At 60.3% G+C, this 25,478-nt stretch carries 24 protein-coding genes; 10 read left to right on the forward strand and 14 right to left on the reverse strand.

From position 1 onward, the window contains the following. The first annotated feature begins 3 nt into the window (after positions 1-3). From cyoC to OQ460_RS04925, 4 genes are all read left to right on the forward strand, one after another. Complete coding sequence (gene cyoC / locus OQ460_RS04910) at positions 4-627, forward strand: cytochrome o ubiquinol oxidase subunit III (protein WP_029300213.1); 624 nt, start codon at positions 4-6, stop codon at positions 625-627. Continuing rightward, the gene (cyoD, locus tag OQ460_RS04915) at positions 627-962 is read left to right on the forward strand and encodes a cytochrome o ubiquinol oxidase subunit IV (RefSeq protein ID WP_410020761.1); all 336 of its coding nucleotides are present in this window, start codon (positions 627-629) and stop codon (positions 960-962) included. Before cyoC ends, cyoD begins: the two co-directional genes overlap by 1 nt. A gap of 11 nt (positions 963-973) precedes the next feature. After that, the gene (cyoE, locus tag OQ460_RS04920) at positions 974-1,861 is read left to right on the forward strand and encodes a heme o synthase (RefSeq protein ID WP_410020762.1); all 888 of its coding nucleotides are present in this window, start codon (positions 974-976) and stop codon (positions 1,859-1,861) included. A 160-nt stretch (positions 1,862-2,021) separates the two neighbouring features. Beyond that, a complete protein-coding gene (locus OQ460_RS04925) occupies positions 2,022-3,113 on the forward strand; it encodes a pyridoxal phosphate-dependent aminotransferase (protein WP_410020763.1) in 1,092 nt (363 codons plus the stop codon). Positions 3,114-3,145: 32 nt separating this feature from the next. Here the strand turns inward: OQ460_RS04925 and OQ460_RS04930 are convergent, their stop codons facing one another. The 8 genes from OQ460_RS04930 to OQ460_RS04965 all read right to left on the reverse strand — a co-directional run bounded on the left by OQ460_RS04930 (position 3,146) and on the right by OQ460_RS04965 (position 10,956). Continuing rightward, positions 3,146-3,850, reverse strand: coding sequence for a hypothetical protein (locus OQ460_RS04930; protein WP_410020764.1), 705 nt, complete (start codon positions 3,848-3,850; stop codon positions 3,146-3,148). Between the two features lie 120 nt (positions 3,851-3,970). After that, positions 3,971-4,879 (reverse strand): CobW family GTP-binding protein, encoded by a 909-nt coding sequence (locus tag OQ460_RS04935; protein ID WP_410020765.1) that lies wholly within the window; start codon positions 4,877-4,879, stop codon positions 3,971-3,973. Continuing rightward, the gene (locus OQ460_RS04940) at positions 4,876-6,612 is read right to left on the reverse strand and encodes an amidohydrolase (protein ID WP_410020766.1); all 1,737 of its coding nucleotides are present in this window, start codon (positions 6,610-6,612) and stop codon (positions 4,876-4,878) included. The genes OQ460_RS04935 and OQ460_RS04940 overlap by 4 nt, the downstream gene beginning before the upstream one ends. Positions 6,613-6,699: 87 nt before the next feature. Next, positions 6,700-7,881, reverse strand: a complete 1,182-nt coding sequence (locus OQ460_RS04945; protein WP_410020767.1) for a pyridoxal phosphate-dependent aminotransferase — start codon at positions 7,879-7,881, stop codon at positions 6,700-6,702. A gap of 25 nt (positions 7,882-7,906) precedes the next feature. Beyond that, positions 7,907-8,596 carry an ABC transporter permease gene (locus tag OQ460_RS04950; protein ID WP_410020768.1) on the reverse strand — a complete coding sequence of 230 codons (690 nt, stop codon included), beginning with the start codon at positions 8,594-8,596 and terminating at the stop codon, positions 7,907-7,909. Between the two features lie 12 nt (positions 8,597-8,608). Then, positions 8,609-9,322 (reverse strand): ABC transporter permease, encoded by a 714-nt coding sequence (locus OQ460_RS04955; RefSeq protein ID WP_410020769.1) that lies wholly within the window; start codon positions 9,320-9,322, stop codon positions 8,609-8,611. A gap of 18 nt (positions 9,323-9,340) precedes the next feature. Continuing rightward, positions 9,341-10,114 carry a transporter substrate-binding domain-containing protein gene (locus tag OQ460_RS04960; RefSeq protein ID WP_410020770.1) on the reverse strand — a complete coding sequence of 258 codons (774 nt, stop codon included), beginning with the start codon at positions 10,112-10,114 and terminating at the stop codon, positions 9,341-9,343. A gap of 47 nt (positions 10,115-10,161) precedes the next feature. Continuing rightward, on the reverse strand, positions 10,162-10,956 hold the full coding sequence (locus OQ460_RS04965) for an ABC transporter ATP-binding protein (RefSeq protein ID WP_410020771.1): 795 nt from the start codon (positions 10,954-10,956) through the stop codon (positions 10,162-10,164). Between the two features lie 217 nt (positions 10,957-11,173). Here OQ460_RS04965 and OQ460_RS04970 point away from each other — a divergent pair, with 217 nt between their 5' ends. The 3 genes from OQ460_RS04970 to OQ460_RS04980 all read left to right on the forward strand — a co-directional run bounded on the left by OQ460_RS04970 (position 11,174) and on the right by OQ460_RS04980 (position 16,138). Beyond that, positions 11,174-12,058, forward strand: coding sequence for a LysR substrate-binding domain-containing protein (locus OQ460_RS04970; protein ID WP_410020772.1), 885 nt, complete (start codon positions 11,174-11,176; stop codon positions 12,056-12,058). 274 nt (positions 12,059-12,332) lie between these two features. Next, on the forward strand, positions 12,333-13,940 hold the full coding sequence (locus OQ460_RS04975; RefSeq protein ID WP_410020773.1) for a 5-guanidino-2-oxopentanoate decarboxylase: 1,608 nt from the start codon (positions 12,333-12,335) through the stop codon (positions 13,938-13,940). A 164-nt stretch (positions 13,941-14,104) separates the two neighbouring features. Next, positions 14,105-16,138, forward strand: coding sequence for a c-type cytochrome (locus OQ460_RS04980; RefSeq protein WP_410020774.1), 2,034 nt, complete (start codon positions 14,105-14,107; stop codon positions 16,136-16,138). 50 nt (positions 16,139-16,188) lie between these two features. Here OQ460_RS04980 and OQ460_RS04985 read toward each other — a convergent pair whose 3' ends face one another. Both OQ460_RS04985 and OQ460_RS04990 read right to left on the reverse strand, forming a co-directional pair. Next, positions 16,189-17,439, reverse strand: coding sequence for a 2-aminoadipate transaminase (locus tag OQ460_RS04985; protein WP_410020775.1), 1,251 nt, complete (start codon positions 17,437-17,439; stop codon positions 16,189-16,191). Between the two features lie 87 nt (positions 17,440-17,526). After that, entirely contained in the window at positions 17,527-18,420 is an 894-nt protein-coding gene (locus tag OQ460_RS04990) for a LysR substrate-binding domain-containing protein (protein ID WP_410020776.1), read from the reverse strand. Between the two features lie 144 nt (positions 18,421-18,564). On the opposite strand from OQ460_RS04990, the gene OQ460_RS04995 reads away from it, so the two are divergent. Beyond that, positions 18,565-19,593, forward strand: coding sequence for an amino acid ABC transporter substrate-binding protein (locus OQ460_RS04995; RefSeq protein ID WP_410020777.1), 1,029 nt, complete (start codon positions 18,565-18,567; stop codon positions 19,591-19,593). 7 nt (positions 19,594-19,600) lie between these two features. Here the strand turns inward: OQ460_RS04995 and OQ460_RS05000 are convergent, their stop codons facing one another. From OQ460_RS05000 to OQ460_RS05015, 4 genes are all read right to left on the reverse strand, one after another. Further along, positions 19,601-20,611: a diguanylate cyclase domain-containing protein gene (locus OQ460_RS05000; RefSeq protein WP_410020778.1), complete on the reverse strand. Its 1,011-nt coding sequence runs from the start codon at positions 20,609-20,611 to the stop codon at positions 19,601-19,603. Between the two features lie 159 nt (positions 20,612-20,770). Beyond that, a complete protein-coding gene (locus OQ460_RS05005; RefSeq protein WP_410020779.1) occupies positions 20,771-22,699 on the reverse strand; it encodes an alkaline phosphatase family protein in 1,929 nt (642 codons plus the stop codon). 376 nt (positions 22,700-23,075) lie between these two features. Continuing rightward, positions 23,076-23,453 carry a response regulator gene (locus OQ460_RS05010; protein ID WP_410020780.1) on the reverse strand — a complete coding sequence of 126 codons (378 nt, stop codon included), beginning with the start codon at positions 23,451-23,453 and terminating at the stop codon, positions 23,076-23,078. Positions 23,454-23,618: 165 nt separating this feature from the next. Then, positions 23,619-24,338, reverse strand: a complete 720-nt coding sequence (locus tag OQ460_RS05015) for an SDR family NAD(P)-dependent oxidoreductase (RefSeq protein ID WP_410020781.1) — start codon at positions 24,336-24,338, stop codon at positions 23,619-23,621. 124 nt (positions 24,339-24,462) lie between these two features. Between OQ460_RS05015 and OQ460_RS05020 the strand changes: the two genes are divergently transcribed. Together OQ460_RS05020 and OQ460_RS05025 are read left to right on the forward strand one after the other, a co-directional pair. Then, positions 24,463-24,990, forward strand: coding sequence for a GNAT family N-acetyltransferase (locus OQ460_RS05020; protein WP_410020782.1), 528 nt, complete (start codon positions 24,463-24,465; stop codon positions 24,988-24,990). Positions 24,991-25,077: 87 nt separating this feature from the next. Continuing rightward, positions 25,078-25,461 carry a c-type cytochrome gene (locus OQ460_RS05025; RefSeq protein WP_410021927.1) on the forward strand — a complete coding sequence of 128 codons (384 nt, stop codon included), beginning with the start codon at positions 25,078-25,080 and terminating at the stop codon, positions 25,459-25,461. Positions 25,462-25,478: the final 17 nt, after the last annotated feature.

Below are 25,478 nucleotides of genomic sequence, written 5' to 3' on the forward strand. Positions count from 1 at the left end.
ACCATGTCGAACTTAGTGACCAATGCTGGACACGCCCATGTCGATGACCATGGGCACGATGACCACCACGACGCTGGCGAGATGACCGTCTACGGTTTCTGGCTCTACCTGATGACCGACTGCATCCTGTTTGCGTCGATCTTCGCGGTGTACGCGGTACTGGTAAACAACGTTGCCGGTGGCCCGTCGGGCCACGACATCTTCGAGTTGAACTACGTACTGGGCGAAACCGCCTTGCTGCTATTCAGTTCGATCACCTACGGCTTCGCCATGCTGGCGTTCTTCCGGGGTAACAAGGCAGGCGTGCTCAAGTGGCTGGGCCTGACCTTCCTGCTGGGCCTGGGCTTTATCGCCATGGAGATCAACGAGTTCCACCTGCTGATCTCCGAAGGCTACGGTCCTAGCCGTTCCGGTTTCCTGTCGGCGTTCTTCACCCTGGTCGGTACTCACGGTCTGCACGTGACCGCTGGTCTGATCTGGATGGCGATCATGATGTATCAGGTCAACAAGCATGGCCTGACGTCGACCAACAAGACCCGCCTGAGCTGCCTGAGCCTGTTCTGGCACTTCCTGGACGTGGTCTGGATCTGCGTCTTCACCGTTGTCTACTTGATGGGGACCCTGTAATGGCTAATGCACACTCCCATGACAGCCATGATGCGAGCCATGGCAGCGTAAAGTCTTACGCTATCGGCTTCATCCTGTCGGTGATCCTGACTGTCATCCCGTTCGGCCTGGTGATGTACCCAACCCTGCCGAAGACCATGACACTGGCTATCGTGCTGTTGTTCGCAGTGATCCAGGTGATTGTTCACCTGTATTACTTCCTGCACCTGGACCGCTCCCAGGCCCAGCGTAACAACGTGGTTGCGTTTGTGTTCACGGCCATTGTGATCGTGCTGCTGGTTGGCCTGTCGTTGTGGATCATGTTCAGCATCCACACCTACATGATGGCGAAGTGAGGTAAGACCCGATGTCGCTTAAGCACTTTATCCAAATCACCAAACCGGGGATCATTTTCGGTAACGTGCTTTCTGTGGCAGGCGGTTTCTTCCTGGCCTCCAAGGGGCATGTCGATCTGGCCATTTTCCTGGCGGCAATGATCGGCACGTCCCTGGTGGTAGCTTCCGGTTGTGTGTTCAACAACTGCATCGACCGCGACATCGACATCAAGATGGAACGCACCAAGAATCGTGCGCTGGTACAGGGCCTTGTCTCCCTGAAGCTGGCGCTGGTTTTCGCGACCGTCCTGGGTGTTGCCGGCGTGGCATTGTTGTACACAGTGGCCAATCCACTGGCGGCGCTGTTTGCCGTCATCGGTTTCGTCATCTACGTCGGCTTTTACAGCCTGTACCTCAAGCGCAAGTCGGTTCACGGCACGCTGGTGGGCAGTCTGTCGGGCGCGATGCCGCCGGTGATTGGTTATGTGGCTGTGACCAATAGCTTCGACATGGCTGCGCTGGTGCTACTGGTGATGTTCAGCCTGTGGCAGATGCCGCACTCTTATGCCATCGCGATCTTCCGCTTCAATGACTACCTGGCTGCGTCTATTCCGGTATTGCCGGTCAAGCGTGGCATTCAGGTGGCCAAGAAACACATCCTGCTCTACATCCTGGCCTTCCTCGTGGCGACCTTGATGTTGACCTTCAGTGGCTACGCCGGCATGAGCTACCTCGCCGTGGCCGCCGCCATGGGCATGTACTGGTTGTACATGGCCTGGACCGGCTACAAGGCGGTCGATGACACCGTCTGGGCGCGCAAGCTGTTTGTCTTCTCGATCTTCACCATCACTGCCTTGAGCGTGATGATGTCCCTGGATTTCCAGGTGCCGAAAGAGTTGCTGCTGACTTACGCCCACTGAGTGCAGATGCAGTAAAAAGCCCCGCCCTTCGAGAGAAGCGCGGGGCTTTTTCATGGCTTTGATCTGGCGTCGAGTAAATCCAGGGGGCTTTTAATCGTTCTATTGCTTGTACGATCCATTGCGAGTCCGTTCTCGGTCAATCGACAAGGAAGCAGCCACCATGCTCAACGTAAGCCGCCGTTCCCTGATCGCCCTGGGCGCGGCCCTGCCGTTGTTCGGGAAGCTGGATTTTGCCATGGCCAGCCCCGCGCCAGCGCTGTCCGACAAGGTGCTGCTCAACTACAACGAAAGCCCGTACGGTCCGTCGCTTGCTGCGCGCGAGGCGATGCAACGCGGTATTGCTGCATCAGGACATTATCCCTACAAGGACATGTATGCCTTGGCCGAGGTATTTGCCAAACAGCACGGCATTGCCGATGACCAAGTGTTGGTGTGTGCCGGCTCCATGGCTGTGCTGCGGTATGCGGTGCTGGCGTTTAGCAGTCCGGAGCGCGCAGTGGTGATGGCGACGCCGACCTATGAAGTCCCGCGCAAGGCTGCCCAGGTGCGCAAGGCGCCGGTACATGAAGTGCCGTTGACTGCCGAGCATGCCCACGACATCCCCGCCATGCTCGCCGCCGACCCGGCGCCGGGACTGATCTATGTGTGCAACCCCAACAATCCCACGGGCAGCATCACTGCGAGCCAGGCCATCGAACAGGCGCTGCTCCGAAAGCCCAAGGGCAGCATCCTGGTGGTGGATGAGGCCTATATAGATTTCTGCGATGCTCCCAGTTGCGTGGCCTGGGTCAAGGACCACGACGACTTGCTGGTACTGCGCACTTTTTCAAAACTCTATGGCATGGCCGGTGCGCGCCTGGGGCTGGCGATTGGTCACCCAGCGTTGCTGGAGCAATTGCAAGCCTTCGGCGGGCACAACCCGCCGGCCGTTTCCAGCCTGCTTGGGGCTCGGGCCAGCCTGGAAGACCCTGGCCTGGTGCCCGAGCGCAAGGCACTCAACACACAACTGCGGGATCAAACCGTGGCATGGCTCAAGAGCCGTGGCTTGACTTGCACGGTGTCTCACAGCAACTGTTTCATGATTGACGTGGGCCGGCCTGCCGGGCAGGTCATAGATGGGTTGGCCAGGCACAACGTCCTGGTCGGGCGGGTATTTAGCGCCTGGCCGAACTGGATGCGAGTGAGCGTGGGAAATGCCCAGCAGATGCAACGCTTTCGCGAAGTCTTTGCCCAGACGCTGGACACCCTGTAGGAGAAAGCGCTGCTACAGGGTGTAGGGCTGTGTCACTGCGCGGCGATGCTGTAGCCGTCGAACGCGGTCTGCTGTTGCAGCGCGGTGATGATGCTTTTACGGGTCAGCGGCTGTTCGGTGCCGGTGTTGTCCACAAAGGTCTCGCTTTCCAGTTCTGCCTCATCGCCTTCACCTACAAAATTGAAACCGAGGAACTCAAACGCTTCGCGATCAACGTTGGCTTTGGAGCGTGGCGAGCGCAGCGGCAGGGTGACGCTGATGCCGTCCTTGCTGATGGCAAACACTTCCACTTCCTTCTTCGCCCGTGCGGCCTTGCCTTTGCCGGCGCCGGGGTTGCTGATGGCCTGGTGGGTCTGGTTCAGCACCTTGAGGGCCAGGCCGTAGACCAACTCCTGAAACTGCGGGTCGTCCTTGAAGCTGGAGAGGATGCGGCTGATCGAGAACTTGCTGCTCAGGTCTTCGAGGGCGGCGCTGTCGGCGGCCTCGGCGTCCTTGAGTTGCTTGAGCTGGCCCATCAGCTCGTAGGCGCGGTCATCATCGAAGGCGTCATGGGCGTGACGGATGGCAACCCGCAGTTCGCGGATCTGGTCGCTTTCTTTGGAAGTGTGGAAGGCGTCCAGCACCATCTCACTGATGCTCTTGGCCGCTGGCACGTGCTGTGAAAGATTGATGGCGTTTTCGTATTCAGCTTTGGACTGCAAAGTGGATACGGATTCTTCGGTACGGGAATCAGACATTGAAATTTCACTACTTCAATAAACGGGGAGACGAGAAAAGCGTCGCGCATTTTCAAGGGCGAGGGTGATGAGGTCAAGGCGGCACTCTGCCCTCATCGTCACACCAAGCCTCCCCGTGTCTTACATGCCGCGCAACTGTGCCTCCAGGGTCTCGCGCAAGCCGCTGCCGCGCCGGGCGATAAACACTAACTGTGCCGGGTGTTCCGGTTGTTGTCCGCTGGCCAGGCTGAACTGGCTGCGGTGGCCAACGTGTTGCAACCAGAAGGGCTGGTCATTGCCCTGTAAATGCACCAGGCCCTTGAGACGGAACAGGTCCTTGGGCAGTTGGGCCAACCAGTCGCGCAGGGGCTTGGCGGGCAATGGCCGACTGCCTTGCCAGACCCAGCTTTCAAACAATTGATCATGGGGCGCCGGCACGGGCGTCAGGCCGGTGCGTGTGCTGCGTTCGCCCAACAACAGGGCGTCCGGGATCTGCGCCTGAACGGTACTGACGATCCGCGTGCGCGAGCCGATCTCGGCGCGCAGGCTTTGCAACTCAGCGGCGCTGACCAGGTCGGCCTTGTTCAGCAGCACCAGGTCGGCACAGGCCACCTGGGCACGGGACAAGCGTGCGAACTCGCCTTCCAGCCCTCGATAAGCGCTGGCGTCGACCAAGGTAATTACCGTGTCCAGGTGCAGGTGCGCCTTGAGTTGTGGATAGCCCAGGGTCTGCACGATGCGTTGCGGGTCGGATACGCCGCTGCATTCGATCACGATGCGATCCAGGCGAGGCCGCAATTGGGTCAGACTCACCAGCTGCGCCAGCAAGTCTTCTTGCACGGTGCAGCAGATACAGCCGTTCTGCAGGCTGAACACAGCGTCGGTGACTTGCGCGATGATCGCTGCATCGATGTTCAGCTCGCCAAAATCATTGACGATCACAGCCATCCGCCCCAGTTGCGGTTGCTGGGCCAACCGGTTGAGCAGGGTGGTCTTGCCTGCGCCGAGGAAGCCGGACACTACCGTCACGGCGATGCTCTGGGCGTTCATTCGATCACCGGCGGCAGGCCTTGCCACACAGCTTGCAGCGCCGTGTCTGCAAACACATTGAGACGGTCGTAGACCGGGCAACCGTCGACAAAGGTCAGCAGCACTTGGGTCTGGTGGATGTAATTACGCGCTGGCTGGGCGAACAGGTCGCGGTCGATCACGATCAGGTCGGCGCACTTGCCCACCTCCAGGCTTCCGGTGGAATGCTCCAGGCCCATGGCATGGGCACCGTTGAGGGTCGCCACTTGCAGCGCCTGTTCCAGGGTGATCGGTTCGCCGAAGCATTCCGGTTCCTGATTCCATGGGTTCTGCCGGGTGATCATGGTTTCCAGGGCCAGCCACGGATCGATCGAGGCTACCGGCCAGTCAGTGCCCATCACCGCCAGGCCACCTTCGGCCAATACACCTTTGAAGTCATAAATGCGCTTGAGCCGCTCCTGGCCATAGCCGGAACGGGCGCCGCTGGCAAAGGGCGTCGGGTACCAGGCCGCCGGGGAAAACTCGGCGATCACGTTCAGCGCCTTGAAGCGCTTGAGGTTGCCCGGATGCAGCAGGGTGCTGTGGGCACATTGATGGCGGATTCCACTGTCACCGTTGACCCGTCGCGCCTGGGCCACTGCATCGAGGAACACATCGGATGCCCCGTCGCCGGTGCAGTGGGCGATCACCCGCAGGCCGCGGCGATCCATATCCACCACCATATCGGTGATGTGTTCCGGGGTCAGGTTGAGTTTGCCGCGCCAGGTCGAATCCGCGGCCCATGGGGTCATCAGGTACGAAGACTTGGGTTCCACGGTGCCGTCGAAGTGGAACTTCACGGCGTTGGCGTTCAAGCGGGCGCTGCGATAGTAATGGCGCTCACCGCCGAGCAGTTCCCAGCGCCTGCGCACCGGAAAGATATCGTCCTGCCAACTGATCGCGGCTTCGACCCGCACGCTCAATTCGCCGGCATCGTCCAGCTGTTTGAGGGCATCCAGGCGATGCTCGCAGACGTGCACGTATTTGGTCGCGGTGACGCCTCGCGAGCTCTGGAAATGCACGCCATCACGGTAGGCGCGGCGCAACACGGCGACGGGTGTCGGTGGCATGGCGGCGTGGATCAGCGCGTAGGCGCCGTCAATCATCAGGCCATTGGGCTCGCCACTGAGTTCGTCGCGCTCCATATAGCCATTGCGCGGGTCGGCGGTGTGGCGGTCGATACCCGCCAATTGCAGGGCCTTGGAGTTGACCATCATCGTGCCCCACATGCGGTCCAGCAGCGCTACGGGGCGGTCCGGCATGATGCTGTCGAGCCATTCGCGACCTGGCGTCAGCCCCGCTTCGCGAAAGGTGTAGCGCACCCAGTATTGGCCGTAGATCCAGCCGTCGCCCGGGTGGGTAGCGGCGTAGGCGTGGATCGCGGTCGCCAGTTGCTGTGGGGTCGGGTCTTCGATGCCGACATCCAGGTCATCGCTGTAACGCGGCGCCAGGGCCAGGTCGGGATGGGTGTGCATGTCGTGCAGGCCGGGCATGCAGAATGCGCCTTGCAGGTCATGCTGGCGGGTCTGCGGGCCGATCAGGTGTTGCAGGTCGGTGAGTGTACCCACCGCGATGAAGCGTCCCCCGCGAATCGCTACCGCCTCGGCCCACGGCTGGGCCGGGTCGAGGGTGTAGAAGCGGCCGTGGTGCAGCACCAGGTCAGCATGCTCGCCGACGGCTGAGTGGGTGGAAGTGTATTGGTCGGAAGCGGTCACGGGGCAAACCTCGATATTCAAGACGAGCGAAGATCAAATGTGGGAGCAGGCAAGCCAGCTCCCACATAAAACCCGGTGTTCATGCAATCAGCGGTGGGCGCGCAGGCCTTCGACAAACCCGGCAATGCGCTGGCAGGCGTCTTTCAGGGTGTCGTCGGCGACGGTGAAGGAGATCCGTACAAAACCTTCGGCACTCGCACCGAAGGCCTGGGCATCGAGCACCGAGACGCCGGTGGCGCGGAACAGTTGCCAGGCAAAGTCCATGCTCGAAAGCCCGGTACGGCGCACGTCCACCAACATGAACATCCCGGCCTGCGGCACACGACAATCGAGGTCGGCAATGCCGCGCAACCCGGCGACCACCAGGTCACGCCGGCGGCGGTACACCGTGCGCGCGTCGTCGACCACTTCGTCATCCAGTTCCAGGGCCTTGATCGCCGCTTCCTGGATAAACCCCGGCAAGCCGTAGAGCATGCACAGCAGCAGGTTATCCAGGTGGGCCACCAGGGTTTTCGGTGCCACCACCCAACCTACGCGCCAGCCGGTCATGGCGTGGGTTTTCGACAGGCTGTTGAGCACCACGGTGCGTTCGGCCATGCCTGGCAACGCGGCGATGCTCAGATGCGTGTGGTCGTAGGTAATCTGTCCATAGACCTCATCGGAGATCACCCACAAGTCATGCTGGCGGGCGACCTCGGCAACCATCTCCAGTTCTTCGCGACTGTAGACATTACCGGTAGGGTTGCACGGCGTGGCCAGGGCGATACCCCGGGTCTTGTCGGTGACCGCAGCTTCCAGCGCCGCACGGGTCAGGCGAAAACCGTTGGCCGCCGGTTGCTCGATGGTCGCGATACGTGCGCCGGACGCATGGATGCATGCTTCGTAGGTCAGGTACATCGGCTCCGGCACCAGCACTTCGTCGCCGTGGCTGAACAGGCACATCGAGGTGGCGAACAAGCCGTTTTGTGCACCAGCCACCAGGGCCACGTTATCGGCGTGTACGGCAATGCCCTGCAAGCGGCTTTGCTTGGCGGCAATCGCCTCGCGCAGGGCAGGGCGCCCCAGCACGTGGGTGTAATGCGTGTCGCCGGCGCGCAGGGCGTCGACAGCGGTTTCGCAGATGGCGCTGGCGGTAGCGAAATCCGGGTCGCCCACGCTCAGCACGATTACATCCTCGCCACGCCCACGGGCTTCGACGGCGGCGTAGTGAATGTCCCAGGCGCTGACTGCTTCGCCGCTAATGCGTTCGACAAAGGGTGAATAACGCATCCTTGTTCTCCTTAGCAAAATGGTTTCAAACCTGGCGCTGGGGGGCTTTTCCCCAGCGTGAGAAGCCGTGTTCGATCACGAACGCCAGGACAATGTAAATCAGCGCCACCGCCAGTAACGGCTCATAAACCCGCAGCGTCTGTGCGCGTACCAGGTTGGCGGCGCCAAGCAGGTCGGTCACCGCCACTGTCGATGCCAGGGCGGTGGCCTTGAGCAGCAGTACGGTCTCGCCCACCAGCGTCGGCTTTACCAGCTCCAGCGCCCGTGGCAGCCAGACCCGGCGCAACACCATCAGGCGTTTCATGCCAAAGGCCCGAGCGGCTTCCAGTTCACCTCGTGGCACGGCGCGCAAGGCGCCGCGCAGGACTTCGCCGACATAGGCGCCGACACACAGGATCAGGGCCAGGGCCACGTACCAGAATCCTTCACGCAAGTACGGCCACAGGAAACTGCCGCGAATCAACGGGTAGCTGGCAAACACGCTGCCCACGCCGTAATACAGGATGTAGATTTGCACCAGCAGCGGCGTGCCGCGAAATACAGCGGTGTAGGCGCGCAAGGGCGCGCTGATCAATGGGTTGGACGACAACCGCCCAAGGGCCACCAACACCGCCAGCAGAAAACCGAAGACGCCGGAAAGGGCGAGCAATTTCAAGGTGATGCCCAGGCCGTGCAGCAACTCGTTGGCAAAACTGTTGATCCATGAAAAATCCATCGGCTGCGCTCCTTAGTGCTGCGGCATCCAGCGGTTGATTCGTCGTTCGAACACCCGGAAGGCGCCGTTGGAAATCAACGTGATGATGAAGTACACCGCCGCCACTGCCAGGTAGAACACCAGGTAATGCTTGGTGGAACCGGCCGCCTGCTTGCCCACCGAGAGCAACTCGCTGTAGCCGACGATGCTGATCAGTGCGCTGTCCTTGACCAGCACCAGCCACAGGTTTGACAGGCCGGCCATGGCGAACGGCAGCATGCTTGGCAGCAATACCCGGCGTACCAAAAGCCAGCGTTCGATACCGAAAGCCCGTGCGGCCTCCAACTGGCCGACCGGGATCGCCTGGATCGCCCCGCGAATGATCTCTGCCGAATACGCACCCTGCACGATTCCCAGCACCAGCACCGCGGCGATAAAGCCGTTGACTGTCACGCTGTCGCGCCCCATCGCCGCCATCGCCATATTCAGAAGGTCGGTGCCGGCGTAATACAACAGCAGGATCAGCAACAACTCTGGAACCGCGCGGTACAGCGTGGTGTAGAGGTTGGCCAGGCGCACCATCCAGCGGGGGCCCTTGAGTTTGATCATGGCCACCAGCAGGCCGATGCCCAGGCCCAGCACAAAGGCCCCGGCGGAGATCTGCAAGGTCACCACCGCCCCCTGGAGCAGGGCGGCGAGCCAGCCATCGACGACGAACAGTTGGGTGAGTTCGGGCAAAGAAATCATGGCGCTTTCCGTTGGACGTTATTGCGCGGAAATATCGACGCTGAAATAGCGGCTGCGAATTTTGTCGTAGGTGCCATCGGCCTTCATCGCCGCCAGCGCCGTATTGAGCTGCTCGCGCAGGGTGTTGTCGCCCTTGCGCACGGCGGCACCGATACCTGAACCGAACAACGGGTCTTTCGGCGCCAGGCCCTTGTCGGCCAGGCCGTTGCCGGCGGCGGACTTGAGCATGGGTTCGATGGTCAGGGCATCAGCGAGCATCACGTCAATCCGCCCGCTTTGCAGGTCAGCGGTCATGTCGTCCTGGGTGTTGTAGTAGCGCAAGGTCGAAGTCTTGGCGTAGTACGCCTTCAGGTACGTGGCGTTGGAAGTCGAACCCTGGACCCCGATCAACTTGCCCTTGAGGCCTTCGGGCGTAACGTCCAACTTTAGGCTCTTGTCGGCGACCCACATGGCCGGGGTCTGGTAGTAGGGGGCGGTGAAATCGATCACCTTTCCACGCTCTTCGGTGATGCTCAAGGAGTTGAGGATCACGTCGATCTGGCTCGACTGCAGTGCCGGAATCAGTCCGTCCCAAGACACTTCCTTGAGTGGGCACTGGGCCTGGAGGCGTTCGCACAGGGCCTTGATCAAGTCGGGTTCAAAGCCGCTCCAGGCACCGTTGCCGGCTTTTTCGGAGAACGGCGGGTAAGGTTCCAGGGCGATGCCGAAGACAATTTTCTCGGCGGCAACGGCGCTGTGGGAAAGCACGGCCAATACGCAGCCGGCGGCGAGGGATTTGAGAGTGTTATGCATGGCCTGACCCTTTCGAAGTTATTGTTTTGAAGGATGGAAGCGGCAGTTCAAACGCGATTGTCCTGGGCCATGACGAACTGGCGGCAACGCTCGCTGGTGGGGTTCTGGAAGACTTGCTGTGGCGTGCCTTCTTCTTCGACCAATCCCTGGTGCAAAAACATGACTTTGCTCGATACATCGCGGGCAAAGGCCATTTCGTGAGTGACGAGAATCATGGTGCGGCCTTCTTCGGCGATGCCTTGGATCACTTTCAGCACCTCGCCGACCAGTTCCGGGTCCAGCGCCGAAGTCGGTTCATCCATCAACAGCACCCGTGGGCGCATGGCCAGGGCCCGGGCAATGGCCACGCGCTGTTGCTGGCCGCCGGAGAGGAACGCAGGAAAGGCGTCACGCTTGTTGGCCAGGCCGACTTTTTCCAGCAAATGTTCGGCGTGGGCGATGGCGTCCTTGCGGTCTTCGCCGAGCACATACACAGGCGCTTCAATGACGTTTTCCAGCACGGTGCGATGGGGCCACAGGTTGAAACTCTGGAACACCATGCCCAGTTGCGTGCGCAGTCGCGCGACTTGGTCGGGGTCGGCAATCAGTGGGTTGCCGGCGCGGTCTTTTTTCAAGCGCACTTGTTCGCCATTGATCCGCAGGCTGCCACTGCACGGGATTTCCAGCAGGTTGATACAGCGCAGCAGGGTACTTTTGCCCGAGCCGCTGGAGCCGATCAGCGATACCACGTCGCCTTCATTGGCACGCAGGGAAATACCTTTAAGCACGTGGTGTGCGGCATAGCTCTTGTGCAGGGCATCGATGGCGACCACTGGAGTGACTGGGTTGGGCTGCGCTTGCAAGGGTTGTCCCTCTTGTTTTTGTAGGGCTGACGGACCTCACGGGTGTTGCCGTGATGGGGATCGAGAATAGCCACTGGCCATTTGAGGTCAATCGAGCTTTTTTTGCGCAACATTGAAATTTAATTCAACTGTTGCAGGTGCGGTGCCGTGGGCGGGTGACTGTTTCTGGTCCGCGATTACGGCTATGGTGCGGGTAACTTCGAGCAGGTGAAGACCTATGCGTTATCCCTCCATGACCGCCTTGCGCGCACTGGATGCGGTGGCTCGTCTGGGCAGCGTGTCAGACGCCGCCACCGAGCTGAACCTCACCCCCAGTGCCATCAGCCATCAGATCAAGAGTCTGGAGCAGACCCTGGGTTTTGCCCTGACCGAGCGTGTCGGGCGCAATATCCGTATCACTTGGCAGGGCGAGCGTTACGCCCGGGATATACATGTTTTGCTGGCCAATATCCTGGAGGCCGGGCAACGTTTTGACGGCCAGCAAGTCAGTGGTCGCTTGTGCATCAGCAGCCCGGCGGGTTTTGCCACCTACTGGCTGTGTACCCACATTGCTGACTTCCAGGCGCTTTATCCACAGGTTCAACTGCATCTGATTTCACCGCGCACCCCGGACGACACCAGCGATCATAACGCCGACCTGTTTATTGCCTATGGCATGGGCGACTGGCCTAACCAGCATGTGCAGAAAATCGTTTCGCTGCGCTATTTTCCGGTGTGCAGCCCGCGCTTGGTCAACACCATGGGCGGGCTGAAAACCCCGGAACATCTGGAGGCTGCGCCGCTGTTGCACATGATTGACTACTCCGACTGGCGTGTGTGGCTGGCCGCTGCCGGCGCTCCGAACGTCGATGTACAGCGCGGGATCGTGTTTGCCGATGCGCATTTTGTGCAATCGGCCTGCATCGCCAGCCAGGGTATTGCAATGGGCGACAACTTGATCAGCGGCGAAGCGCTTGCCAGGGGATTGCTGGTGCGACCGTTTGAAACCGAGATCGAGTCCAATCGTGGGTATTACCTGGTGGCTGACCATCAGAAGGTTGAGCGGCCGGTGGTGCAGGCGTTCGGAGATTGGGTGAAGTTGCAGTTGGGGGGTGGGCTTTAGATCGAGCCAAAAGTTTTAGAACCTGCTCTAGCGTTTTCTCAGTGGGCATGGAGGAGCGTGCTTTCGAGTGTAAGCATTACAAATGCGGGCTTGCTCGCGATGGCGGTGGGTCAGTCGCCGGATGTATTGGCTGACACCTCGCTCCCATATTTTACTCCCTCCCAATCCGTGAATTTTTTTTGCCTATCCCCAGCAAATTTTTTGCTTGTCCCTCCCACAAACCCTGCTTATGGTCTGACTCATCGACCCAGAACAATAAGAAGGAAAACGAGCAATGACCACCTGCGCCCAGTCCCTGGTTCGCCTGCTGGAAGGTTATGGGGTAGACACCGTTTTTGGCATCCCCGGCGTCCACACCGTCGAGCTTTACCGTGGCCTGCAGGGCAGTCGTCTGCGGCACATCAGCCCGCGCCATGAACAGGGCGCAGGTTTCATGGCCGACGGTTACGCCCGCGCCAGCGGCAAGCCTGGTGTGTGCTTCATCATCACCGGCCCCGGCATGACCAATATCCTTACCGCCATGGGCCAGGCCTATGCCGATTCGGTACCGATGCTGGTGATCTCCACCACCAACCGCCGCGATCACCTGCGCCTGGGGCACGGACACTTGCATGAGCTGCCGGATCAGCGGGCGATGGTCGCCGGCGTCTGTGCGTTCAGCCACACCCTGCAATCGCCGGAGCAACTGCCGGAACTGCTGGCCCGTGCCTTTGCAGTGTTCAAGTGCGCGCGCCCACGTCCGGTCCATCTGGAAATCCCGCTGGATGTGCTGGAGATGCCCGCCGTCGACCTCAACTTGATGCCCCGCAGTCTTCCCGGAGCTCCTGCCCCGGCGCCGGCTTCGTTACGTGCGGCGCTCAATCTGTTGAATGATGCGCGGCGGCCGTTGATCCTCGCCGGTGGAGGCGCCGGGGGGTGCAGCGATCTGTTGCAGCAATTGGCTGAGCGTCTGCAAGCACCTGTGGCGCTGACCACCAATGCCCGTGGCTTGCTGCCAATGGGCCACCCCTTACTGCTCGATGGCGTGCAGTCATCCCAGCATGGCCGCTCATTGTTTGACGAGGCCGACGTGATTCTCGCGGTGGGCACTGAGTTGGGCGAAACCGACTACGACTTCTTCGGCCTTGGCCCACTGAAGTTCAAGGCGCCATTGATTCGCCTGGATATTGACCCGATGCAAGTGATGGGTGTGCAACGCGCCCATGTCGGGCTGGTGGGTGATGCCGCTGAAGGCTTGCAGGCGCTGTTGGGTGAGGTCAACCCGTCGCCGCCTGGTGGGCGCTGGGCACTGGACGCAGTACAGCGCGTAAATCGCATTGAGCGTGACAGCTGGAGCGCCCGGCAACAGGGACTGCAAGCCTTGCTGGAGCTGCTGCGAGACAGCCTGGTCAACCCATTGATCGTGGGTGATTCCACCCAGCCGGTGTATCAAGGCGCAGTGGGTTATCAGGCGCCGGCCGCCAACAGTTGGTTCAATGCCGGCACCGGCTACGGCACCCTCGGCTACGGTTTGCCGGCGGCCATCGGCGCCAAGCTGGCCAAGCCCGAGCGCCCCGTGGTGGCGCTGGTGGGCGACGGCGGCCTGCAGTTTTCCTGCAGTGAACTGATCGCCGCTCGCGAGGCGGGCGTGGGTGTGATCATGGTGGTGTGGAACAACCAGTGCTACGGCGAGATTCGTGATTACATGCAGGCCCGTGAGATCGAGCCGTTGGGGGTGGATATCATGACTCCGGACTTTGCTGCGATGGCCCGCAGTTTCCATGTTGCCCACCATACCGCCAATACGCCGCAGGCCCTACAGGCGTTGCTGCATAACCTGGCCGACACCCGCGGGCCGGTGATGGTCGAAATCGACGCCACGCAATACCTGCAAAACGCTTGAACCTCCTTCGGCCCTGATCCATATCAAGGGCCACCCTCACTGAATCCGCTACAACATAACCGGGGCTGACTCTGCCCCGGTTATCCGCCTGATGACCCCATAAAAAATTGCAGACCTGTACCCAGGGGCCACTCCCCAGGCCGGGTCATTAAAGGAATATTGCGATGGCACTTTCCCTGTCCCGTCTGGCCCTGGTGGGAGCGACGCTATGCCTGGCGGTTCCCCTGTACGCCAGCGAACCGGCAACTCCGGATACGGAACTGATCGAACATGGTAAGTACGTTGCTCAATTGGGCGACTGCATTGCTTGCCACACTGCCAAGCAGGGCGCGGTGATGGCTGGCGGCCTGGAGTTGAGCACGCCGATGGGCATCATCTACTCCAGCAACATCACGCCGGATCGCGAGACCGGTATTGGTGGGTATTCCTTTGAACAGTTCGACCGGGTCATGCGTGAAGGTGTGACGCCGGCCGGAATGAATTTGTACCCGGCCATGCCGTACCCTTCCTACGCGAAGATGAGCGAAGTTGATATGCGCGCCTTGTTTGCCTACCTGATGCACGACATGCAGCCGGTGCGCCAGGCCAACCTTGAAGCAGACATGGGCTTTCCGTTCAATCAGCGCTGGGGGTTGGCGTTGTGGAACTTCGCGTTTCTTGACCCTCAACCGTTCGAAGCCGATCCGGCCCGCGATGAAGTGCTGAACCGTGGGGCTTACCTGGTGCAGGGGCTGGGGCACTGCGGCTCATGCCATACCCCGCGCGGCATCGCTTTCCAGGAAAAAGCCATGAGCGATTCCGGACGCAGCGGCGAGCATTACCTGGCCGGTGAAACGGTCGAACATTGGCGTGCGCTGAGCCTGCGTAACCTGTGGACCGTGGACGATACCGTACAACTGCTCAAGACCGGGCAAAACCGCTTCGCGACGGTGTCCGGCAACATGGCCGAAGTGATTCGCCACAGCACCCAGCACATCAACGACGCCGACTTGACGGCGATTGCCACCTATTTGAAGTCCCTGCCACCGGGCAAGGATGATCTGCCAATGCCGGCGGTGGCGAAGACGCCTACGGCCTTGCCCGAAGACCTGTTCACCAGCCGTGGCGGGCTGGGCTATATGCAGTTTTGCAGCGATTGTCACCGCAGTGATGGTGGCGGCGTGAAGGGATTGTTCCCGCCATTGGCCGGCAACCCGAGCATTGTGGCCAACAACCCGACCTCGTTGCTGCACATCACGCTCACCGGTTGGGCAACCGCAGAAACGGCGGCCCACCCCCGGGTCTATACCATGCCGGGTTTTGCGCGCCTGGCCAATAATGAAATCGCCGAAATCCTCACGTTTGTCCGTACCCGCTGGGGCAACACGGGCTCACCGATCCGCACGGCCCAGGTCAAGAAAATGCGTGATCAGCTCAACCCGGGCAGTGCCGACTCATCGGCCTTCGAAACCCCACGCCTGGCCAACCTGCTGGCGGCACCCAACGCCGAGCAAGTGGTGCGCGGCATGCGCTTGCACCTGCAAACCAAGGAGCTGCTGCCAAACAACGTTGGCAACTCGCTCAATTGCACCAGTTGCCACCTCAATGCAGGAACTGTGGCAGACGGATCGCCCTTTGTCGGTGTGTCAGCGTTCTTCCCCAGCTATGCCCCCCGTGCCGGCAAAGTCGTGAGCCTTGAAGAGCGGATCAATGGTTGCTTTCGCCGCTCTATGAACGGCAAACCGCTGCCGGCGCAATCGGTCGACATGCAGGCAATGGTGGCGTATTTCGACTGGATGAAAAACAACACCCGGCCCGAGGATAAAGTACCGGGCCGTGGCGTGGGCAAGATCGACCCGGCCATCCAGCCAGACCTGGCCAACGGCAAGCAGGTCTATGCCCAGCAATGTGCGGTATGTCACGGCAGCAACGGCGAGGGCCTGGCCCGCGCCGACGGTAGCCTGGTGTATCCGCCGCTGTGGGGTGACCAATCGTTCAATATTGGCGCCGGCATGGCCCGCACCTACACGGCGGCGGCGTTCGTCAAACGCAACATGCCGATCGGCTTCCACGAGAAATTCCCGTTGGGGCAGGGCGGGTTGTCGGATCAGGAAGCGGTAGACGTTGCTGCTTATTTTTCCCGACAACCGCGTCCGGACTTCCCGGACAAGGTGAACGATTGGCCTAACGGCGGTAAACCGGTGGATGCGCGGTATTGATGGCGTAACCGGGTGGGTGCTGTGTTGATACGGCTCCCACTTTGCCTGTTTCAATCCAGCTTTTGCAGGCATGCCTCAAGAATATCCAGCCCTTCCTCCAGCACCGCAGGCTCAATGGTCAACGGTGCCAGCAGCCGGATAATGTGTCGGGACCTGCCGCTGGGCATCAGCAACAAACCGGCATTTCTTGCCAGGCTCAGCAGTTGGGTCAATTGAGCGCTGGCCGGGGTGCCGTCCGGATGCAGTAGCTCGATGCCGCGCATGGCGCCGACGCCGGTCAGACGGCCGAGGTAAGGCGAGAGTTTTTTGCTTTGCCACGCGGCGTGGCGTCCGACGATGGCCGCTTCCTGTTGTTCGCCCCAGGCCTGCAGCTGTGTATCGCTCATTACATCGAGGGTGGCCAGGGCGGCCGCGCAGGCAATCGGATTGCCCGAGTAAGTGCCGCCCAGCCCGCCTTTGGGCAGGGTGTCCAGCAGTTCTTTGCGACCGACCACGGCGCCCAGTGGTACGCCGCCGGCGATGCTTTTGCCGAGCAGGATCAGGTCCGGTTCGATGCCCAGGCGCGAGAAGGCGAAGCGCTGGCCGGTCCGGCCAAAGCCAGACTGGATCTCATCGGCGATCAGCAGAATATTGTGCTCGTCGCACAAGCGCCGCAGGTGTTTGGCGAAAGTGACGTCCAGTGCGAGGAAACCCGCTTCGCCCTGTACCGGTTCGACGATGAAGCAGGCGACGTCATTGATATCGATTTCGACGCTGAACACCCGCTCCAGGGCTTTGAGCGCATCGTTGCAGGTCACGTCGTTGTCTGCGCTGGGATAGGGCAGGTGGTACACGGGGCCGGGCAGGACACCGACGTTTTGCTTGTAGGGCGCGACCTTGCCGTTGAGATTCAGCGTGGCCAGTGTACGGCCATGAAACCCACCGTCGAAGGCAATGACTGCCGTGCGGCCGGTTGCGCCACGCGCGATCTTCAGGGCGTTTTCGCAGGCCTCCGCACCGCTGTTGGTGAGCATGCCGCTGACCGGATACGTCACCGGGATAAACGCCGTGAGGCGCTCCATCAGTTCGATATAGGGCGCATGGGGCGCGGCGTTGAAAGCGTAGTGAGTGAGCCGTGTGGCTTGCTCGCGAATCGCGTCTACCACCGCCGGGTGGCAATGGCCAAGGTTGAGCACGCCAATCCCGCCGACAAAGTCGATATAGCGTTTGCCGTCGGTGTCCCAGACTTCGGCATTTCTACCCTGGCTGAGGCTGATGGGATGGACGATGGAAATCGACTGGCTAATGGTTTTGTGGCTCATGGACCCTGGCTCGGAAAGGCAAACGTGCCCTTATCTAAGCCGTGTGTCCCATGCGCTCGCAAACGAAATAAAGTCGCCGGGTCATTATTAAAAGTCGGGATGTACCTTGACGTACTCCACCATCCACTTCAGGAACGCCTTCACCTTGGGGATCTCACCCGCGTGCTCGGCGTGGGCGATAAAGTGCGCGCCGGCGCTGGGCATGGCGTAGTTCCAGGGAATCATCAGGCTGCCCTGGGCCAGTTCTTCGGCGACCAGATATTGCGGCACCAATGCCACGCCATAGCCCGATTGTGCTGCGCGAATGCACATGTAGAACGTGTCGAAACGCGGCCCGTGGTAGCTGTTCTGCGAATGCAGCCCCTGTTCCAGAAACCACTCGTGCCAGGCTTCGGGACGCGAGGTGCACTGCAGCAACGTATGGTGCGATGGCGCGGCGCTGCCCGGATCGACAAAGCCTGGCGCGCAGACCGGCACCACCGCTTCGCGAAATAACTCGATGCAGGTGGCGCCTGGCCACGAGCCCCGGCCGAAGAAAAACGCGATATCGGCCTTGGCCTGCAACACGTCGAAGGGTTCCAGTTCGTTGCGGATATCCAGATGAATGTTCGGATGCCTGGCCGCGAACTCCTTGAGCTTGGGCACCAGCCAGCGGTCACCGAAGGTCGGTTGGGTGGCAATACGCAGCACTTCGGTTTCGCCGCCGTAGGTGAGGATATAGCGGCTGGAGATGTCTACTTGCGTGAGGATCTTGTGTACCTCAGCCAGGTACAGGGAACCTGCCGGCGACAGGTACAAACGCTGGCGTACCCGCTCGAACAGGTTGTGACAGAGCATCTCTTCGAGTTGCGCCACTTGCTTGCTGACGGCACTTTGGGTCAGGTGCAGTTCTTCGGCGGCGCGGGTGAAGCTCAGGTGCCGGGCGGCAGCTTCGAAGCATTGCAGGGCGGTCATCGAAGGGGTCAAGCGTTTTGAGATCATGGGAGTTCATTCCAAATCGGAAGGAGCCTTTGCCTAAACGTCGTTTGTGACCCAGGTCTAAAGCCGTTGATACTGAGCGGCAATACTATAAACCGGCCCGGCTTTTCGGCGCCGAATAATAAAGACCGACAGGGAGAGCCTTGCATGAAGAACCTGAAAAACACGTTGGCCGCACTTACCGCCGCGACTGTCCTGGGGCTGGTCGGTGCCGCTCATGCGGGGACGACACTGGACGCGATCCAGAAGAAGGGCTTTATCCAGTGTGGTGTCAGCGACGGCCTGCCCGGTTTCGGCGTGCCGAACGCCCAGGGCAAGATGACCGGCATTGACGTGGATGTGTGCCACGCCGTGGCTGCCGCGTTGTTCGGCGATGCCTCGAAAGTGAAGTTCAGCCAGTTGACGGCCAAGGAGCGTTTCACTGCGCTGCAGTCCGGGGAAATCGATCTGATCTCGCGCAACACTACCTGGACCAGCTCCCGTGATACGGGCATGGGCCTGGTGTTTACCGGCGTGACCTATTACGACGGCATCGGGTTTCTGGTGAACACCAAGCTTGGCGTCAAACACGCCAAGGAACTGGATGGCGCGACCATCTGCATCCAGGCCGGTACTACCACTGAGCTCAACGTCTCCGATTACTTTCGCGCCAACGGCATGAAGTACACCCCCATCACTTTCGACACTGCCGATGAAAGCGCCAAGGGCCTGGAAGCCGGCCGCTGCGATGTGCTGACCACCGACCAGTCGGGTCTGTACGCCCAGCGGATCAAGATGGCGCAGCCGGATGAATTTATTGTGCTGCCCGAGGTGATCTCCAAAGAACCGCTGGGCCCACTGGTGCGCAAGGGCGACGATGACTGGTTCAGCATCGTCAAGTGGACACTGTTCGCCATGCTCAATGCCGAGGAGATGGGCATTACTTCGCAGAACGTCGAAGAGCAAGCCACAACCACCAGGAACCCGGACGTGGCGCGCCTGTTGGGAGCCGACGGCGAGTACGGCAAGGATCTGAAATTGCGCAAGGATTGGGTGGTGCAAATCGTCAAGCAAGTGGGCAACTACGGCGAAGTGTTCGAACGCAACATTGGCCAGGGCAGCGTTCTGAAGATTCCGCGGGGTCTCAACGCCCTGTGGAACAACGGCGGCATCCAGTACGCGCCACCTGTGCGCTAGAGGTTCATCAGGATACTGCGTTCTTACCCGCCGCCTTGGATCGGTACAGTGCCTGGTCCGCCCTGCCCATCAGGGTAGCGGGCGATTCGTTATCCTGGCGTTGCACTACGCCCAGGCTCAAGGTCACCTTGAATTCGCCGATGGCTGGTAAGTCGAGGATTTCCTGGCGGATTCGCTCGGCCAGCATCTTGGCGGTCTCAACGGTGCTCTTGGGCAGGACCACTATAAACTCGTCGCCACCCCAGCGCGCCAACAGATCGCCCTGGCGTACGCAGCGTTCCAGGCGTTCCACCACCTGCAACAGGGTGGAGTCTCCCACGGCGTGACCGTGCCGGTCATTGATGGGCTTGAAGTCATCGATGTCCATGGCAATCAGCGACAAGGGCAGGCGAAACCGTTGTGCGCGGTCACATTCTTCCAGCAGGGCTTTTTCCAGGCGATAGCGGTTGGCAATGCGCGTCAAGGCATCGCGTTCGGCCAGGGAGCGGTTTTCATCCAGTTGCAACTGTAGTTGTTGGTTGACTCGGGACAGTTCACGGGTGCGATCGGCCACCAGGGCCTCGAGGGATTGGTTGCGTCGCTCGAGCTGTTGCAGGGAGCGTTTGCGCTCATGAATGCTGCGGTGGGCGCCGACCATCCGCCACACAGAACCGTCGGCATTGCGCGCGACCACGTAGCCACGGTCTTCGATCCACAGCCAGGTGCCATCGCTCCTGCGGCAACGGTATTGGGCTTGATAATGAGGGGTACGGGAGTTGATGTAGTCGTCGAAGACTTTCATTACATGGGGATAGTCGTCGGGGTGAATCACGTTTTCCCAAGTGAAGACGGTATTTTCCAGGCTGTGGCGGCCGTAGCCCAGCATCTCGTACCAACCGGGGTTGCGATAGACAAACCCGGTATTGGCGTTCCAATCCCAGATGCCATCACTGACCAGCTCCATGACGGCATGGAGCACGTCTGCATTCAGGTCGAAGAGTTCGCTCTTCAACGGTTCCATATCGGATGTATCGCCCATCTGCGCGCTCCCTGCAAGGGTGCTGGCCTGAAATGGCCAGTCAGGTGTAAACGCCGATACTCCGTGGCTTGCGCTACTGTACAACGAGGTTTGGCAGCAGAGAAGAGGCTGAAGATTTATGGCTGAGCGCCGTCAATCGTGGTGCACAGCTCGCCGTGCCTATTGAGGCTCTACCATGCGGGTGCGAGCCGAACCGTCGGCATTGTGCTGATAAACCGCCTCGGGCTGTCCGTGCTCGTTGAAGAACACCTGCCCGATGCCGGCGCTGTTCCATAACCGCTCGCCGGCCTCTGCATGTTCCGGGGTATGAGGCACCACTTGCATGCGCCGGCGACGGGTCAGCCAGTTCAGCGGTGAACGGGGGGAGTAGAGCCAGCGATTCAGGCGGTCGAACCATTCCAGCAACCCACGGGGGAACTCATTCTTGATACCGCTGCTGGTGATCTGCCAGATCTTCGGCCCGGCGTTGCGATGGCGGATCAGCACTTCGTAGACGAATGAGTAATGCACATCGCCCGACAGGATCACGTAGTTGCCCGGTGTGCGTGAGTGCCGGAATATATTCAGGATCACCTGCGCCGCACCACGGTGAGCCATCCAGTTTTCGGCATCGACCAACAACGGATAACCGCACCAGCTAAAGACTTTCTGCACGGTTTCGATCAGCTTGACGCCGAAGATCGGCGCCGGTGAAACAATGATGGCCGAGGGGTGATCCAGCAGTTCGTGCTGCAACTCGCTCAAGGCCTCCCAGTCCAGCAGGCCGGACGGTTGCTTGAGGGTGAACTCGCTGCGCCAGCGCCGGGTGCGGGTGTCGAGCACCACCAGGGCGGGCTGGGTCGGCAGCACGTAGTGCCATTGCTGGAATTTCAACAACTCATCCAGCAGTTCGTCCTGGGCAGACGCGTCCAGATGGTTGCCCTGCATCGGGGGCGCAGTGGTCAGCGCCAGGGTTTTGTCCAGGATGCTTGCGAAGGCATCCGGGTTGTTGCCCCAACCCTGGCAGAGCATGTAGGCGAGCAAGGCATTGCCGATGATGCGCTTGGAGAATGGATTGCCATAGGCGGTCTCTTCCCACTGGGCGCTCAGGTTCCAGTCATCGGTGATGTCGTGGTCGTCGAAAATCATCAGGCATGACATATGGGCCAAGACCCGCGACACACCGCCGAGACCGTCGCGAAACTTGTCTACTTGCAGCTGCTCACGGGCATAGCGCGGCTGTTCGTCGCCGGTCAGGCGTGGCGGTTGCGGGCTGATCAATGTCCAAGGGGTTGGCGACCAGACCAGCAAGTACATCGCGATGACCTCGGCAAAGGTCACCAAATGGTTGTCAGCCGTGCTGCTGGTGAAAATCGGTTTCTTTGCCCCACCAAAAAAGCGTTCGCGCAGCGTCTCGTTGCTCTCCAGCGCCGGCAGCAGGTCGGCGCGATGGTAATAGCTGGCAGGGTGGTCGTAGAGGCGGGTGCTGTCATCCACCACCGCGCCGTCCAGATACTCGTCAAACAGACCCAGGCGCGCGATCAGCGCATGGATCGCCCGCAGCATCGGCCCCGCCACATCGTCGGCATAGACCTGGTCACCACTCATCATCAGCAGCGCCGGGCGTTGCTCCGGTGTGCGGGCTTCGGCCAGTACACGGTCGACACACAGCAGGCCTTCGTCGGCGTAATGGTGGGGTTTGCGGCAAGAACCGTGCATCAACTGGCGGATGCGGCTGTGCAGGACAAAATCCGGCGCCTGGACATTGGCGTACAGCAGGTGTGGCGCCCATTGTGCGATACCGCACGGTTTGCCATCGGCGGCGTCGATCAGCAGGTCGTAGCGGATGGACACATCCTGGGGCAGGGGGGTGTCCAGTGCCACGTCGATCAGGTGGATAAATGCCTGTTGCCCTACCGGGATAACCTGGCAGCGTGCGGCATCCAGTTCGATATCAAGCGCCTGCTGGCGGTCGTCCTCGATCCATTCCAGTTTCAGGGTCAATGCCAGGGCGCGACTGCCCACCAGCCATAACACCAGGCGCCCCGGTTCAAGGCGACGCAGCAAAGGACCGGCAAGTACAGCGGGCAACAGATCGGGTTGCAGCATGAAGAACACGGCTCCGGACAATTGTGGATTGACTAGCGTAGCGCAGTGGATGTCAGTGTTTTGTTAAGACGTGCGTGCGTGCAACAGGGCAATGCACGGGCAGTCCCTTGCCACCCTTGAACCATAAACGCCTCACGTCAAATCATGACGTCGTATCGAGGCGGGTGATCGAAGAGTCACCTCGGGCGATTGTGCTGGAGCATGGTGGCACCCTGAACTTTCCGGAGCGTTCCGGCGGTGGGTTGGAGTCGCTGGTGCTGCTGTCGGTGTAGGCATGGCCTCAGGTGCGTGATCCCCCATGTAGCAAGACCGACTACATGACCAGATAGTTCGTGGATTGTTCAAGGCCAGCCTGGCGGCGTGTTGCGAAGTGCTATCAGTGCAGGGACTTGCCGTGCTCCAAGGCCGCTTGCACATAGTCGAGCAAGCCCTTGGTGGTCCACGGTTTGGGCAAGAACTTCACGTTGCTGTTCAACTGTGCAGCCAGCTGTGTGTTACCGGAGGTCAGCACCACCGGGAGCGTTGGCCAACGATGGGCCACGACTCGACTCAGGTCATAGCCGTTGAGCAGTCCGGGCATCTGGATGTCGCTGACAATCAAGTCCACCGGATCACTGGTCCGCTCCAGAAAAATCATGCCTTCATCGGCCGACGGGAAGGAGGTTACCATCGCGCCGAAGTCTTCCAGTACCGCCACCATCAGCGCGCGGATGATTGCGTCGTCTTCCAGTACCAATATCGATGGCTGCGCCATAATCACTACACCATCACCAGGGTTCAGATGATGGAGTGGGCGAGCGCCAGATAGGTTCGATCAGATGTCTTGTATTCGATGGGTGGTCATTCGCAGGATCAGGGGATAAACACGTCGCGGCACGGAATGTCCGCGACGTTTTCCGGTAAACGCTACCGGGTTTGCTTAAAAGCGCTCATCCCTCAATGCAGGCAATGTCAGCTCCTTGACGAAGCTGGCCGATGACAGGCTCAAGATCATACGCACCACCTGCACCACGTCATGCACCGGGATCAACTGGCCCTCGCCACGCAGTTCGGCTTCGTGCCGGGGTGTGCTGAGCGGATCTTGCGTATTGAGGTAGCCCAGGTTGAGGCAGGTCACGCCCAGGCCCTGATGCCGATAGCCTTCGCGCAATGCATCGGCCATGCCCCGCAAGGCAAACTTGGACGCACCGAACGTTACTTCCGGGCGCCCGCTCTGAGGCAAGCCTGATGTCGAGCCGGTCAGGATGATGCGCGGGTTCGTACTCTTCAACAGCGGTACAAGGAGCCGTTTGACCAGCAACAGCGGCGCGGTGATGTTGCAACTGACGATAGCTTCTACCTGGGTGTCGTCATCCTTCAGGAAACTGTACGCCTCTTCAAAAGCCCGCTCCTCCCAAATGCCCAGGTTATAGATCAATGTGTCCAGGCCTCCCGCGGCCACTGCTTGCTCGATGATCTTAGTCGCCTGGGCCGGCTGGCCAAGGTCGGCTTCCACCCACAGCACTTCGGCGCCTGTACTTGAGGCCAGGTCTGTGGGACGGCTGCGAGAGACGCCGATCAAGGTATCTCCCGGGCCACCCAACCCTTGCATCAAAGCCCTGCCCAATCCTTTGCTTGCACCGACCACCATGGTTTTCATCGTTTGGCTCCTGAGTTGACCTATTGACGCAAGTGCGCATACAAGCAGAGCGGCGTGATGATGGCAATTGAATGGCTGTGACTGAATGTTAAGCTTTGCTGGATCAGTGTTTCCAGGCCGTTTTATGTCCCTTGTTATCCGACTTGCCATCCCTTGCGACGCGGTGTATTTGCCCGCCATAGAGCGCAGCGCCGCCCAGCTTTTCCGTGCCGTTGACGGATTGCATTGGCTCGCCGACGCAGACGTCATGACCGTTGAACGGCATCGGCAACTGATTGCACTTTCCACCTGTTGGGTGGCGTCGGATGCGAGTGGCCAACTCCTGGGGTTTATCAGTGTGCAACGGTATGGCGATGATCTGCACATCCATGAACTGTCGGTCAAACAGTCCATGCAGGGGCAGGGTGTGGGGCGGCGCTTGATCGAAGCGGTGATGAACGAGGTGAGATCACAACGGCTGCGGGCAGTCACCTTGAGCACTTTTAATGATGTGCCGTGGAATGCGCCGTTCTACCAGCGCCTGGGGTTTGAGCGGGACTCGTTGGCCAGACCGGATCCGCGCCTGGCTGCGATCCTGCGTGATGAATACGCTCATGGTTTTGCTCCGGGAAGCAGGTGTGCCATGGTGTGGCGCCGGTCCTGCAACGGTTGAAAGCTTGTGGTTCGCGGTTGGAAGAGCGGCCCTGTGAACAGGCATAATTACCGCTCGCCCCCCGACATCGTTGCCGAGAGCCATTTCATGAAGTACGCCGCTTTACTGACATTCGCCCTGATCCTTGGCAGCTCCTGCAACCTGCAGGCAGCCACTGGTGACGCTGAGGCCGGTGCAAGACTGTTCAGCAAGACCTGTGGGGGTTGCCACAGCGTCGGGACTAATGCTCGCGGCGGTTTCGGGCCACAGCTCAATGGCATCATCGACCGAGCGGCCGGCGCTACTACGGACTATCAGTACTCCGATGCGATGAAAAACTCGGGCGTGGTGTGGACGCGGGAAAAACTGGCGGCCTATATCGAGAACCCGAAGAAAGTAGTCAGCGGTACGCGGATGATCTTCTGGGGGATCAGCGATCAGGAAAAGATTGAAAACCTGCTGGCTTATCTTGAGACCTTCCAGGCGCAGTAGTGTTGGAGCTATCCCAG

It is taken from the genome of Pseudomonas imrae, assembly GCF_046352735.2.
Lineage (GTDB): Bacteria > Pseudomonadota > Gammaproteobacteria > Pseudomonadales > Pseudomonadaceae > Aquipseudomonas > Aquipseudomonas imrae.